14 protein-coding genes are annotated in these 12,977 nt (G+C 63.4%); 6 read left to right on the top strand and 8 right to left on the bottom strand.

The window, feature by feature from the left end; genetic code table 11:
- Positions 1–62: 62 nt before the first annotated feature.
- The 7 genes from benD to EB809_RS17320 all read right to left on the bottom strand — a co-directional run bounded on the left by benD (position 63) and on the right by EB809_RS17320 (position 6,408).
- Positions 63–845, bottom strand: a complete 783-nt coding sequence (gene benD, locus EB809_RS17350) for a benzoate diol dehydrogenase BenD (protein WP_123636101.1) — start codon at positions 843–845, stop codon at positions 63–65.
- On the bottom strand, positions 842–1,879 hold the full coding sequence (gene benC / locus EB809_RS17345; protein ID WP_123636100.1) for a benzoate 1,2-dioxygenase electron transfer component BenC: 1,038 nt from the start codon (positions 1,877–1,879) through the stop codon (positions 842–844). The genes benD and benC overlap by 4 nt, the downstream gene beginning before the upstream one ends.
- 39 nt (positions 1,880–1,918) lie before the next feature.
- Entirely contained in the window at positions 1,919–2,410 is a 492-nt protein-coding gene (benB, locus tag EB809_RS17340; protein ID WP_123636099.1) for a benzoate 1,2-dioxygenase small subunit, read from the bottom strand.
- Positions 2,407–3,798 carry a Rieske 2Fe-2S domain-containing protein gene (locus EB809_RS17335; protein WP_123636098.1) on the bottom strand — a complete coding sequence of 464 codons (1,392 nt, stop codon included), beginning with the start codon at positions 3,796–3,798 and terminating at the stop codon, positions 2,407–2,409. The genes benB and EB809_RS17335 overlap by 4 nt, the downstream gene beginning before the upstream one ends.
- A gap of 118 nt (positions 3,799–3,916) precedes the next feature.
- Positions 3,917–4,858: a catechol 1,2-dioxygenase gene (gene catA, locus EB809_RS17330; RefSeq protein WP_123636097.1), complete on the bottom strand. Its 942-nt coding sequence runs from the start codon at positions 4,856–4,858 to the stop codon at positions 3,917–3,919.
- A gap of 105 nt (positions 4,859–4,963) precedes the next feature.
- Entirely contained in the window at positions 4,964–5,254 is a 291-nt protein-coding gene (gene catC / locus EB809_RS17325; protein ID WP_123636096.1) for a muconolactone Delta-isomerase, read from the bottom strand.
- A gap of 35 nt (positions 5,255–5,289) precedes the next feature.
- Entirely contained in the window at positions 5,290–6,408 is a 1,119-nt protein-coding gene (locus EB809_RS17320) for a muconate/chloromuconate family cycloisomerase (RefSeq protein ID WP_123636095.1), read from the bottom strand.
- Between the two features lie 107 nt (positions 6,409–6,515).
- On the opposite strand from EB809_RS17320, the gene EB809_RS17315 reads away from it, so the two are divergent.
- Positions 6,516–7,418, top strand: a complete 903-nt coding sequence (locus EB809_RS17315) for a LysR family transcriptional regulator (protein WP_123636094.1) — start codon at positions 6,516–6,518, stop codon at positions 7,416–7,418.
- Positions 7,419–7,428: 10 nt separating this feature from the next.
- Here EB809_RS17315 and EB809_RS17310 read toward each other — a convergent pair whose 3' ends face one another.
- Complete coding sequence (locus EB809_RS17310; protein WP_123636093.1) at positions 7,429–8,208, bottom strand: IclR family transcriptional regulator C-terminal domain-containing protein; 780 nt, start codon at positions 8,206–8,208, stop codon at positions 7,429–7,431.
- A gap of 201 nt (positions 8,209–8,409) precedes the next feature.
- Between EB809_RS17310 and EB809_RS17305 the strand changes: the two genes are divergently transcribed.
- The 5 genes from EB809_RS17305 to EB809_RS17285 all read left to right on the top strand — a co-directional run bounded on the left by EB809_RS17305 (position 8,410) and on the right by EB809_RS17285 (position 12,976).
- Positions 8,410–9,225, top strand: a complete 816-nt coding sequence (locus tag EB809_RS17305; RefSeq protein ID WP_123636092.1) for a CoA transferase subunit A — start codon at positions 8,410–8,412, stop codon at positions 9,223–9,225.
- Positions 9,226–9,232: 7 nt separating this feature from the next.
- Positions 9,233–10,003, top strand: coding sequence for a CoA-transferase subunit beta (locus tag EB809_RS17300; protein WP_263317007.1), 771 nt, complete (start codon positions 9,233–9,235; stop codon positions 10,001–10,003).
- Between the two features lie 8 nt (positions 10,004–10,011).
- Entirely contained in the window at positions 10,012–11,217 is a 1,206-nt protein-coding gene (pcaF, locus tag EB809_RS17295; protein ID WP_123636090.1) for a 3-oxoadipyl-CoA thiolase, read from the top strand.
- 15 nt (positions 11,218–11,232) lie between these two features.
- Entirely contained in the window at positions 11,233–12,024 is a 792-nt protein-coding gene (locus EB809_RS17290) for an alpha/beta fold hydrolase (protein WP_123636089.1), read from the top strand.
- 169 nt (positions 12,025–12,193) lie between these two features.
- Entirely contained in the window at positions 12,194–12,976 is a 783-nt protein-coding gene (locus EB809_RS17285; protein WP_123636088.1) for a crotonase/enoyl-CoA hydratase family protein, read from the top strand.
- Position 12,977 lies beyond the last annotated feature (1 nt).

Below are 12,977 nucleotides of genomic sequence, written 5' to 3'. Positions count from 1 at the left end.
ATGGATATAAAAGCATGTTGTTCCCCTTTTTGTTATTGGTTTGGGTCGAAAATATCGTGCATTCAGCCCTGGTCACCGCCGGCCACAGGCAGGACCGTCCCGGTGATGTAGCTGGCATCATCCGAGGCCAGGAACAGGATCGCGGACGCCTGCTCGTCCAGGGTGCCGTAGCGGTGCATCAGGCTGGCGTCGAGGGTCTGGTCAATGTGCGCCTGGAACCAGGCCTTTTCCTGCTCGGTTCTGGCTTCCGGCGTGCCCCGGGAAATCCGGCGCGGGGGCGCCTCCGTACCGCCCGGCGCGGTGGCCACCACGCGGATACCGGCATCGGCGTACTCAAACGCCAACGAAGCGGTGATGGCATTCACGCCGCCTTTGGCCGCCGAATAGGGAATCCGGTGGATGCCCCGGGTCGCGGCGGAGGAGACGTTCACGATAACCCCACCCCGTTGTTCCGCCATGGTGGGCAACACCGCCCGGCAGCACCAAAGCGTGGGCATGAGCGACCGGGTGATCTCGGCACTGATTTCCGCGTCGGTGAACTCGGTGAAGGGCTTGAAGTTGATCGCCCCGCCCACGTTGTTCACCAGAACATCGATCCGGCCGAAATGGGACAGGGCCTTGTCGACCACGCCGTTGGCGCCGTCCCAGGCTTCCAGATCGGCCTGCAGGGCGATGGCCTCACCGCCCTTTTCCACCAGCTCGGCGGCCAGTTCATGGACCAGATCGGAGCGATCCACCAGCGCCAGGCGGCCGCCTTCCTCCGCGGCGCGCTCGGCCACCCGCCGCCCGATGCCCTGGGCGGCGCCGGTGATCAGCAGCACCTTGTCGGCAAATCGCGGATTCATGCCACCTTCTCCTTGACCGCGTCCGTCGCCAGGCTGGGCGTGAACTTCTCGTAGTGGAACGCGTTGGGCGTGATGCCCTGCTCACGGAAGTAGGTGCGCACGGCGTCCACCATCGGCGGCGGCCCGCACAGGTACACGTCCACGTCGCCGTCGTTCATGGGCGCGTCGTCCATGTGGTTGGTGACGTAGCCCTTGTTCGGATGGTCGCTGTCGTCGCTGGAGATCACCGTCTTGAAAGTGAAATTCTCCAGCTCGCCGGCGAACTGTTCCAGCGCCTCGACGCACACCAGGTCCTCGTCGTTGCTGACACCATAGACCAGATGGACCGGCTGGCTGTTGCAGCCGTTGGCCTTCATGTGCTCCAGCTTCGACAGGATCGGCGCCAGTCCGGTGCCGCCCGCCAGCATCAGGATCGGGCGCTCGATCGGACGCAGGTAGAAGCTGCCCATCGGGCCGGTCAGGGTCAGCTTGTCGCCGGCCCGGGCCTTGCCCACCAGGTAGGTGCTCATCAGCCCGCCCGGCACGTTGCGGATCAGGAAACTGAGGTCCCGGCTGCCCGGCTGCGAACTGAAGGAATAGGCGCGGGTCTCGTCGGAACCCGGCACCTGAATGTTCACGTACTGCCCCGGCAAAAAGGTGATGTCGTCGCCCACCGTGATTTTGAGTTCGATGGCGGTGGCGGAGATCAGGTTCACCTCGGCCACGGTGCCTTCGACGGTGGCGTTGCCGGTCTTGCACAGGGTGGAGGCCGCCGGCACTTCCACCACGCAATCGCTGGAGGGCACCATCTGGCAGGTCAGGACCATGCCCTGCTCGGCTTCGTCGTCGGTCAGCGCGTCGTCGATGTATTCATCGCCCAGATCGTACTGACCCTGACGGCAGGTGCCCTTGCAGGTGCCGCAGACCCCGTCGGAGCAGTCCATCGGCAGGTTGATCTGCGCACGGTAGGCGGCGTCCAGAACGGTTTCCCCTTCATTACAGGAAACGAATCGGGTGACGCCGTCTTCAAAGTTGAGTGCGATGTTGTAACTCATGGTGTTGCCCTCCCCATCCATCAGCGGTGATCCGCCACCTCAAAGGTGGTAGACGTCCAGCACCTGATTGATGCAATCGTTGATCAGAACAATGCGCTTCTCACGGATCAGCGGCTGCTCGCCGGTGATGTCCAGGGTGTAGAAGGACGTTCCGTAGTATTCGGCCGATTTTTTGTAGCGATAGGCCTTGGTCAGCCAGTTGAAGCGCAGCGTCACCTCGTTGTCGTCCTGGGACAGGATCTCCAGATTGCTGGTGAAGTGCGTGGTGCGCGGCTCCGGCAGGGAGCTGGCGCCCGAGCGCTCGGTTTTCAGTCGGTAGACCCGGTCAACCAGGCCATCCTTGTTCGGGTAGTAGATCAGCGAGATCTCGGTCTGCGGATCCTCGGTCAGCTCGTCGTTGTCATCCCAGGCCGGCATCCAGTAGGTGACGTCCGGGTGATAGCACTCGAGCCACTTGTCCCATTCGCGATCGTCCAGGAGGCGGGCTTCGCGGATGATGAACTGTTCGATGTCGTGATAGCTCAGGCTCATGCCGCGCCCTCCTTTTCTTCGCTTTCCGATTCAGTCATCGGGATAAAGCGCGCCTTTTCAGCGGCAATCGCCCGGCTCATTTCGTCCTGCCAGTGCTTGTGATGGTTGACGTAGAGGCCTTCGTCTTCCGGCTTGGCGCCGCTCATGATCGGTTTCATGTCGATCTGGTTGGCGTGCTCGTCGGGGCCGTCGATCCAGTGCGCGGCACCGCGGCTCATGTCGTTCCAGCGCATGCCCCGGGCCTCGTAGCCGCTCTGGCAGCCGCGGAACTCTTCCAGGTCATCGGGCGTGCCCATGCCGGACACGTTGAAGAAGTCCTCGTACTGACGGATGCGCCTGGCCCGCAGCTCGGCGGGTTCGTTCTTCGGCGCGAAGGCGTAGATGGTGATCTCGGTCTTGTTGACGTCGATCGGCCGCGCCACCCGGATCTGGGTGGAGAACTGGTCCATCAGGTACACGTTCGGGTACAGACACAGGTTCTTGGTTGTGCGCACGATGGAATCTGCGCGGGCCTCGCCGTAGGTGGCCTGCAGACGCTCCAGCTGGCTGAAGATGGGCCGTACTTCCGGGTTCAACAGGCGCGTCCACAGCATCATGTGCCCGTTCTCGAAGGAGTAGAAGCCGCCCTCGGCCGACCAGCTCTTGGCGTCCACCGCTTCGGTGCCGCCCTTCTCGTAGTTGCGCTGGCCCATGGTGGACAGGTAGTTCCAGTGCACGGTGCTGACGTGGTAGCCATCGGCGCCGTTCTCGGCGGTCAGCTTCCAGTTGCCCTCGTAGGTGTAGGTGGAGTTGCCGCGCAGGACCTCCAGACCGTCCTCGGACTGGTCGACGATGTTGTCGATGATCTTCGTGGTTTCACCCAGGTACTCATCCAGCGGGACGACATCCGCGTTCAGACTGCCGAACAGGAAGCCGCGACAGTTCTCGAACTTCGGCATCTGCTTCAGGTCGTGGGAACCCTCGGTGTTGAACTGGGCCGGGTAACCGCCCTTCTTCTGATCCTTGGCCTTGAGGAGCTTGCCGTCGTTGCGGAAGGTCCAGCCGTGGAACGGACAGGTAAAGGACGTCTTGTTGCCCCGCTTCTTGCGGCACAGCGTCGCGCCCCGGTGGGAGCAGGTGTTGAGAATCGCCTTCAGCTCGCCGTCCTTCGTCCGGGTAATGATGACCGGCTGACGACCGACGGTAACGGTGAAGTAATCGCCGGGCTCGGGGATCTGGCTCTCATGCGCCAGGTAGACCCAGTTGCCCTCGAAGATGTACTTCATTTCCAGTTCGAACAGGTCCCGATCGGTAAAGATGGCCCGGTCGCACTGGAAGCGGCCGCTGTCCGGATCGGCGACGACCGCGTTGTTGACGGTCTTTGCGAGTTGGTCGAGTTTGGTTGTCATATCCTCTCTCCTTTTCGCCTTTTTTCGGCGTGAGAGTCCCCGGCCAGCCCTGTCTGGGACAGGCCGGATCACTAAAGCACGGAAGCGATGGAATGAAGCCGGGCGCTCAGCCCTCAACTCAGGCGGATTCACCTTCCAGCGCGCGCTGGCGGGGGTGGCGTTTCTGCTGGTCGGTGGCCTCCGTCGACAGCAGCTGCACGTCGAACACCAGCTTGTTGAACGGGCCATTCAGCCCGTACTGCTCGGCCTCGGCAGGATCGTCGATGCGATGGGCCTCAACGACCAGGTCGTCACGCGTGGCGAAGGCAAAATCGTCGTAGGTGTATTCATCGCCGGCCAGGTTGATCTGCGTCGTGAGGTGGCGGTAACCCGGTGCGGAGATGAAGTAGTGGATGTGCGCCGGTCGACGACCGTGTCGGCCAAGCAGGTTCAGCAGCGTCTGGGTCGACCCTTCCGGCGGACAGCCGTAACCGGACGGAATAATGGTCCGGGCGGTGTAGCGGCCATCGGCATCGGTGCGGATACGACGACGCAGGTTGTATTCGCTCTGCGACGGGTCGAAGTAGGAATAGCCGCCCTTGCTGTTGGCGTGCCAGATATCCACCAACGCTTTGGCAATCGGCTGGTCATTCTCGTCCGTCACCCGACCGGTGATGATGGCGGTTTCGGAATCCGTGTCCGTGCCGTCGTCCATCCGCGCAAAGCCGTCACTGATCGGCGCGCCGGCGACGTACAGCGGACCTTCGATCGTGCGCGGGGTCCCTCCGGTGAGGCCGGCCTCGGCATCCTCAGCGTCCATGCGGATATCCAGGTAATGATCCATGCCCAGACCCGGCGCCAGTAACGGGGCTTCGCCATTCTGACCCAAACCGTTGACGTAGTAGACCGCGCTCCAGAACTCCTCGGGCGTCACGTCGAAGTCTTCGACAATCTGAAAGATGTCGTGCATCAGGCGATGGACGATTTGCTTCACGCGCTCGTTGCCACCGTCATTATCCAGGCCGGCCACCTTCTTGAGCAGCGCCTGGACTTCTGGGGTATGCATCGTTTTGACAGTCATTGCGTATTCCTCCGGTGTTGGTCTTGTTCTTGTCACTCTCATCAGAAAGCAGTGGTTATGGATGGCAACCGATTCCGCGGCCGCCGTGATCTGTCATTCCCTGGCTTATCGGTCGTCCTCGTGAATGGACGACGGGTGCCGGCACAGCGGCGCCACCGAGATGTCCATGTAGGGGAACAGCGGCAGGCTGCTCACCAGGTCGTGCAATTCCGCGTTATCCGCCACGTCGAAGATGCTGACGTTGGCGTAGGTGCCGCTGACCCGCCACAGGTGACGCCACTTGCCCTGCTGCTGCAGCTCCTGGGCATAGGCTTTTTCCCGCGCCTTGATGTCGGCGGCGACTTCGGTCGGCATGTCCGCCGGCAGATTGACCTTCATTTCAACTTTGAACAGCATGGAAACTCCTTGCGTGACAGGGTTCAGACCGCCAGTCACTTGCGGCGGTAGTGTTCGAGCTTGTCTTCATTGATGGCGATGCCCAGGCCCGGGCCGTCCGGCAGCTCGACCCCGTTGTCGCGATAAGCCAGCGGTGTAACGACGATGTCGTCTTTCATCAGCAGCGGCCCGAACATTTCCGTGCCCCAGTGCAGCGTTTCCAGCGTCGACCAGGCATGCAGAGACGCCGCGGTGCCGATGGTGCCCTCGAGCATGGTGCCGCCGTAGAGGCCAATGCCCGCCGCCGACGCCACCGACGCCATCTCCAGAACCCGCGTCGGGCCGCCGGCCTTGGCAATCTTCAGGGCGTAGGCGCCGCTGAATCCGGCCGCCGCCAGGTTAAAGCCGTCGGTCGCGTCCGCCACGGCCTCATCCGCCAGGATGGGCAAGTGAAACTTGCTGGAAAGGCGCGCCAGCGTATCCAGTTGCTTCATCGGTGTGGGTTGCTCGACCAGATCAATGCCGGCGGCCTGCAGTTCAGCCATGCCTTTGGCGGCCGTGGCCTCATCCCAGGCCTGATTGACGTCCACCCGGACACTGGCGCTGTCGCCGACCGCTTCCTTGATGGCCGCGACGTGGCGCACATCGTCCATCAGCGGGCGGGAACCGATCTTGAGTTTGAAGTCGCAATGGCGCTTGGCCCCGATCAGGTTCATGGCCTCATCGATGTCCTTGCCGGTATCGCCACTGGCCAGGGTCCAGAGCACCGGCATGTGCGTGTGCACGGCGCCGCCCAGCAGTTCGGCAAGCGGCCGCTGCAGACGTTTGCCCTGCAGGTCCAGTAACGCCGTTTCAATCGCCGACTTGGCCAGGGTGTTGCCACGGATGACACGCCCCAGCCTTACCTTTAAGGTATTAATATTGTCCGCCGGTTGATTTATGAGCAGCGGCGCCACGTAGTGATCAATGGTCAGTTTCACGCTTTCCGGACTTTCCGGACCGTAAGCCAGGCCGCCGATGGTGGTCGCCTCGCCCAGGCCTTCGATGCCATCGGAATCCGTCACGCGAACGATGACCATGGTCTGAACCCCCATGGTTGTCATCGAAAGCTTGTGGGGACGGATGGTCGGGATGTCGACCAGAATGGCTTCGATGGACTGAATGGTGGCGCTCATGGGGTCTCCGGATCGCGAACTGTTTAGCCGTGTTCAGTTCACGGTACGAAGTTTCACGGACTCGCACCAATATTGATTAAATAGCGAGCAATACCCTGGAGGTATGGATGGAGTTGAGACATCTGAGGTACTTCTGCGTGGTTGCCGAAGAGCTCAACCTGACCCGGGCAGCAGAGCGGCTGTTTATCGCTCAGCCGCCGCTGACCCGTCAGGTCAAACAACTGGAGGAGGAAATCGGTGCGGTGCTGTTCAACCGCAAGCCGAGGGGGCTGGAGCTGACGGAAGCCGGCCAGTACTTTCTGGACCAGGCGCGCCAGATCCTCGACAAGGTCGACGCCACCGTCGCGGACACGCGGCGCATCAGCCAGCATGGCAAAACCGTCTTTGCGATCGGCTTTGTGCCCTCCATCTTCTACGGCCAGTTGCCGCTGATGGTGCGCCGGCTGCGCAGGAACAAGAACCTGGAAATCGTGCTGCACGAGCTGAAGACCCGCGAACAGATCGATGCCCTCAAGAGCGGCAAGATCGATCTGGGGTTCGGTCGCCTGCGGATCGACGACCCGGACGTGGAGCAGGAACTGCTGTTCAACGAGCCGATGATCGCCGCCTTACCCGCCTCCCATCCGTTGGCGAAGAAGATGCCATCCATGAAGGAGTTGGCGGACATTCCGCTGATCACGTTTCCGTCCGGCTCCGGTCCCAACTTCGCGGATATTACCCAGGGTCTTTTCCACCGGCGCGGTTTGAGGGTGAACGTGATTCAACAGGTGAACGACGTGCAGACGGCGCTATCGCTGGTCGCTTCGGATATGGGTTTTACGCTGGTGCCGGAACAGGTCCGCCGGCTGGGCCGGGAAGGCGTGGAATACGTGCCGCTGGATGACGACAGCATCACCAGCCCCGTTCTCGCCTCGCGGCGCAAGGGCGAGGACCCCAACGCGGTCATGCGCCTGGCGAACACCATTCTCCACGAACTGGTCGAGAACCGCCTGACCGGGCGCTATCCATAAGCCTGTTCGGTTAACGGGTGGTTTCGCGCACCCGTTCGGCCACCTGCTGCAGGCGGGGCAGATAGCTGTTGGTCAGCGTGTCCATGTCCACCCGGGCGGCGTTGGTACTGATGTTGATGGCGCCCAACAATTCTCCATCGCCGGCAAAAACGGGCACGGCGGCCGAACGCAGCCCCAGGTCCAGCTCCTGATCCACGATGCAGTAGCCCTGCTCCCGGCCTTGGAGAATGGCTTTTCTCAGGCCATCCACCGAATCGACCGAGGCCGGCGTGTGGCGATGCACCTCGACCTGGGCCAGGAACTGCTCCAGCTCGTCATCCGGCAACTGCGCCAGCAGGATCCGTCCCATGGACGTGTAAGCGGCCGGCAGGCGGGTCCCCACGGACAGACTGATCGCCATTAACCGGTGACGGGCGGCAGACCGCACCACATAGACCACCTCCTGCCCGTCCAGCACCGCCAGCGACGATGACTCCCCCAGATCAGCCGTAATGTCCTCCAGGTATTGCTGGATGACGGCCCGATAGCGGTTCGACGCCTGATAGGCATAGCCCAGTTGCAACACCCGCGGCGTCAGCTCGAAATACCGGCCATTGCGCCGCACATAGCCCAGCGCGTGCAGGGTGAGCAGGAACCGGCGCGCCTTGGCCCGATCCATATCCGCCCGGGCGGCGACTTCGCTCAGGGTCATGCGCTGATGCTCGGCATCGAACGACTGCAGCACGGTCAGCCCGGAGGCCAGAGCTCCGACGTAATCCCGGTCGCCGGGCTTCAGTGTCTTGTCTTCCATTCCTACTCCTATGGGGAGCCGTCGTGTGGTTATCGGCGCTCGCATGGTAACAGCCTGTTCGTTCTGCGAACACTCGTTCTCAACGGCAACCGATCAAAAGATGTACTTGACGCGGGTAAAAACTTCGAGTCATGATGTTCGCATATTAAACATATATTCGCATTACGAACAAACAACGCAAAGTGCCAGAGGAGAATTGCCATGGCCGAATTTCTCTCTCTTAAAGAGGCGGTCAGCCGCCACATCAACGATGGCGATACCGTCGCCATGGAAGGGTTTACCCACCTGATTCCCTTTGCCGCGGGACACGAGATCATCCGCCAGGAAAAGCGTGACCTGACGCTGATCCGCATGACGCCGGACCTGGTGTACGACCAGATGATCGGCGCCGGCTGCGCGAAGAAGCTGATTTTCTCCTGGGGCGGCAACCCGGGTGTCGGCTCCCTCCACCGGCTGCGGGACGCCGTCGAACGCGGCTGGCCGAACCCGCTTGAGATCCTCGAACACAGCCACGCCGCCATGGCCTGCGCCTATGAGGCCGGCGCTGCGGGCCTGCCGTTGGCCGTCCTGCGCGGCTATATCGGCAGCGACCTGCCCAAGGTCAACGACCAGATCAAGTTCATCGAGTGCCCGTTTACCGGTGAGAAACTGGCGGCCGTCCCGTCCGTGCGTCCGGACGTGTCCGTGATTCACGCCCAGCGCGCCGACCGTAAAGGCAACGTCCTGGTGGAAGGCATCATCGGCATCCAGAAGGAGGCCGTACTGGCCGCCAAGCGCAGCATTGTGACCGTCGAGGAAGTGGTGGATGACCTGGGCGCGTCCGTGAACGCCTGCGTGCTGCCGTCCTGGGCGATCACGGCCATTGCCGAAGCGCCGAAAGGGGCCAAGCCGTCCTACGCGCTAGGCTACTACGACCGCGATAACGCCTTCTATAAGGAATGGGACGGAATCGCCCGCGACCGCGACGCCTTCCAGGCGTGGCTGAACGAGAATGTCTTCGAGAACGGAGGTGCCTGAGATGAGCCTGGAATTTACCTCTTCAGAAATGATGAGCGTGACCGCTGCGCGGGCGCTGAACAATGACATGACCTGCTTCGTCGGCATCGGTCTGCCCAGCGAGGCCGCCAACCTGGCGCGCCTGACCCACGCACCGGACGTCACCCTCATCTACGAATCCGGTACCCTGCAGACCAAACCGGACGTCTTGCCGCTGTCCATCGGTGATGGCGAGCTGTGCGAATCCGCCCTGACCACCGTGTCCGTGCCGGAAATGTTCCGCTACTGGCTGCAGGGCGGCAAGGTCAGCGTCGGTTTCCTGGGCACCGCCCAGATCGACCGCTATGCCAATATCAACACCACCCTGATTGGCGACTACCGCGAGCCGAAAGTCCGCCTGCCCGGCGGTGGCGGTGCCCCGGAAATCGGCACCAACGCCCATGAAGTGTTCATCACCGTGAAGCACTCCAAGCGCACCTTCGTGAAGGATGTGGACTTCATCACCACCGTCGGCTTTGGCCGGGACGGCAAGGCGCGGGACAATGTGCCCAACATTGGTCGTGGCCCGACCGTGGTGATCACGGACCTGTGCATTCTCAAGCCGGATCCGGACACGAAGGAACTGGTGGTCACTTCCCTGCACCCGGGCGTCACCCGCGAGCAGGTGATCGAGGCCACCGGCTGGGAGATCCGTTTTGCCGACCAGGTGGACACCACGCCGGAGCCATCTGCGAAGGAACTGGACGTGCTGCGCGATCTCAAGGCCCGCACCAACGCCCATCACGCCGGCCAACAGTGAGGTGAATCATGACTGACGTCTATCTCTGCCATCCCCGCCGTTCGGCCGTCGGCCGCTTCGGCGGCACCCTCGCCAGCGTGCGCCCCGACGACCTGGCGGCTCACATTTTCAAGGCCGTACTGGCCGAAGCGCCGGAGCTGGATCCGGCCGCCATCGACGAAGTGATGATGGGATGCGCCAACCAGGCCGGTGAAGACAACCGCAACGTGGCGCGCATGTCCGCCCTGCTGGCGGGCCTGCCCACGTCCGTGCCCGGCACCACCCTGAACCGCCTGTGCGGCTCGGGCATGGACGCCGTCGGCACCGCGTTCCGCGCCATCCGCGCCGGCGAGATGGACCTGGTGCTGGCCGGCGGTGTGGAATCCATGTCCCGCGCGCCCTACGTGCTGGGCAAGGCGGACAGCGCCTTTGCCCGTGGCCAGACCATCGAGGACACCACCATCGGCTGGCGTTTCGTGAACCCGCTGATGAAGCAGCAGTATGGCATCGACTCCATGCCGGAAACCGCCGAGAACGTGGCGGAACAGTACAACGTCTCCCGCGAGGATCAGGATCTGTTTGCCGTGCGCTCCCAGGAGAAAGCGGAAGCCGCCCGGGAAGCCGGTCGCCTGGCCGAGGAAATCGTTCCGGTCAGCATCCCGCGCCGCAAGCAGGAGCCGCTGGTTTTCGATACCGACGAGCATCCCCGCGCCGGCACCACCGTGGAAAAGCTGGCGAAGCTGCCCACACCGTTCCGTGAAAATGGTTCGGTGACCGCCGGTAACGCCTCCGGCGTGAACGACGGCGCCGCCGCCATGCTGGTGGCCAGCGAGGCCGCCGTGAAAGCCCACGGCCTCAAGCCGATGGCCCGCATCCTGGGCATGGGCACCGCCGGTGTGGAACCGCGCGTGATGGGCATTGGCCCGGTCCCGGCGACCCGGAAGCTGCTCAAGCGCCTGGGCATGACCGTCGACCAGCTCGACGTGATCGAACTGAACGAGGCGTTCGCGGCCCAGGGTCTCGCGGTCCTGCGTGAACTGGGCATCGCCGATGACGACGCCCGCGTGAACCCGAACGGCGGCGCCATCGCCCTGGGCCATCCGCTGGGCATGTCCGGTGCGCGCATCCTGCAATCCGCCGCCCACGAACTGCAGCGCAGCGGTGGCCGCTACGCCCTGTGCACCATGTGCGTCGGCGTCGGCCAGGGCATCGCCACGCTGATCGAACGGGTCTGATCGACAGGAGGAACCATGGCCTTTCTGGAACACGATGGACGGACGATTCACTACCGGTTGCTGGGTGAGTCCGATAAGCCGCTACTGGTGCTGGCCCACCCGCTGGGCATGACCCAGGCGGTCTGGGACGACCTGTTGCCCGGCCTGTTACCGCGCTTCCGGGTACTGACCTGGGACCTGCCGGGCCATGGCGGCAGCGCTGCCGCGAGCCCGGAGTGTGAAGCCATCACGCCCGAGGATCTGGCACAGGAAACGCTCGCCCTGGTGGGTGCCGCCGACGCGGAACCGTTTCATTTCGTGGGAACGTCCATCGGCGGCGTCATCGGCCAGCAATTGCTGAGTCGCTACCCGGAAGTGCTGCTGTCTGCGATGCTGACCAATACCGGCCCAGTCATCGGCACCCCCGATGCCTGGAATACCCGTGCATCGGATGTCCGCAGCAAAGGCCTGCCGGCCATGGCCGAGGGCATCGTGCCGCGCTGGTTCGGCCCGCTGGCCGCGGCCGAACAGCCGGCCCTGCTGGATGGCTGGAAAGTCGTGATGGGCCGGGGCGACGCGCACAGCTATGCCCTGCTGTGCGAGATGCTTGGCTTGGCCGATTTCCGCGGTGCCTTTGGGGATCGCAACGTGCCGGTCACCCTGGTGGGCGGCAGTGACGACATGGCCACACCGCCTGCGGCGCTGGAAGCCCTGGCCGACGCCATCGGCGGTCCGCCACCGCACATCCTCGACCGGGTCGGCCATGTGCCGTCCGTCGAAAGCCCGCAGCAACTGCTGCCGTTGATCGAGCAACACCTTCCTTCCTGATTGTGCCCCTGGCCCGTCGACACCTCGACGGGCCCTTTTTTTGTTTCCCTGCCCGCCCGCCATTCGCACCCCTGATTCCCCGGAGACTTTTCGCTAGACTCAGCATGCAGTGGTCTTGGCGCTCACCGCGCCGAACTCGCCCGCCAATAATAAAAAGGACGCTCACGCCATGCCCTCATCCGCCGTCACGATCGAAGAAAACGGCCCGGTCTGCACCATCATCCTGAATCGGCCCGGGAAAAAGAACGCGGTCGACCGCCCCACCGCGGATGCCCTGCGTGAGGCTTTCACCTATTTCGAGGCAAGTGAAGCGCTGCGGGTTGCCGTGCTCTGGGGCGATGGCGGGACTTTCTGCGCGGGTGCCGATCTTTCCGCAATGGGCGATCCCGCGACCCGCAACGAGATCGAACCGGAAGGTGCGGGACCGGGGCCGATGGGACCGACTCGCATGAATTTGAGCAAACCGGTGATTGCCGCGATCTCAGGGCACGCTGTGGCCGGCGGGCTGGAACTGGCCCTGATGTGCGACATGCGGGTGGCGGAGGAATCCGCGGTGTTCGGCGTGTTCTGCCGGCGCTGGGGCGTGCCGCTGATCGACGGCGGGACGGTGCGCTTGCCGAGACTGATCGGCCAGTCCCGCGCGCTCGACATGATCCTGACCGGTCGTCCTGTCGGCGCGGATGAAGCGCTGGAAATGGGTTTGGCCAACCGCGTTGTGCCGGACGGCGACAGCCGGCAGGCGGCGGAGCAACTGGCCGCCGACATCGCCCAATTCCCGCAGCGCTGCCTGCGAGCGGATCGAGCGTCCGCCTACGCGCAATGGGATCTGACGATAGAGGATGCGCTGAAACAGGAAGGGGCCGGGGGCTACCCGGTGGTGTTCGAGGAAGCAATCAAGGGCGCCGACCGGTTTGCCAAAGGGGCCGGCCGGCACGGGCGATTCGACGACTGAC

This window comes from Marinobacter sp. R17, assembly GCF_003789045.1.
Lineage (GTDB): Bacteria > Pseudomonadota > Gammaproteobacteria > Pseudomonadales > Oleiphilaceae > Marinobacter_A > Marinobacter_A mangrovi.
This window is presented reverse-complemented; position numbering and strand designations above follow the sequence as displayed.

Bases quoted from the DNA above. Each gene is read 5' to 3' on its own strand.
- benD (WP_123636101.1), bottom strand. From the start codon at position 845: ATGAATCCGCGATTTGCCGACAAGGTGCTGCTGATCACCGGCGCCGCC.
- benC (WP_123636100.1), bottom strand. From the start codon at position 1,879: ATGAGTTACAACATCGCACTCAACTTTGAAGACGGCGTCACCCGATTC.
- benB (WP_123636099.1), bottom strand. From the start codon at position 2,410: ATGAGCCTGAGCTATCACGACATCGAACAGTTCATCATCCGCGAAGCC.
- EB809_RS17335 (WP_123636098.1), bottom strand. From the start codon at position 3,798: ATGACAACCAAACTCGACCAACTCGCAAAGACCGTCAACAACGCGGTC.
- catA (WP_123636097.1), bottom strand. From the start codon at position 4,858: ATGACTGTCAAAACGATGCATACCCCAGAAGTCCAGGCGCTGCTCAAG.
- catC (WP_123636096.1), bottom strand. From the start codon at position 5,254: ATGCTGTTCAAAGTTGAAATGAAGGTCAATCTGCCGGCGGACATGCCG.
- EB809_RS17320 (WP_123636095.1), bottom strand. From the start codon at position 6,408: ATGAGCGCCACCATTCAGTCCATCGAAGCCATTCTGGTCGACATCCCG.
- EB809_RS17315 (WP_123636094.1), top strand. From the start codon at position 6,516: ATGGAGTTGAGACATCTGAGGTACTTCTGCGTGGTTGCCGAAGAGCTC.
- EB809_RS17310 (WP_123636093.1), bottom strand. From the start codon at position 8,208: ATGGAAGACAAGACACTGAAGCCCGGCGACCGGGATTACGTCGGAGCT.
- EB809_RS17305 (WP_123636092.1), top strand. From the start codon at position 8,410: ATGGCCGAATTTCTCTCTCTTAAAGAGGCGGTCAGCCGCCACATCAAC.
- pcaF (WP_123636090.1), top strand. From the start codon at position 10,012: ATGACTGACGTCTATCTCTGCCATCCCCGCCGTTCGGCCGTCGGCCGC.
- EB809_RS17290 (WP_123636089.1), top strand. From the start codon at position 11,233: ATGGCCTTTCTGGAACACGATGGACGGACGATTCACTACCGGTTGCTG.
- EB809_RS17285 (WP_123636088.1), top strand. From the start codon at position 12,194: ATGCCCTCATCCGCCGTCACGATCGAAGAAAACGGCCCGGTCTGCACC.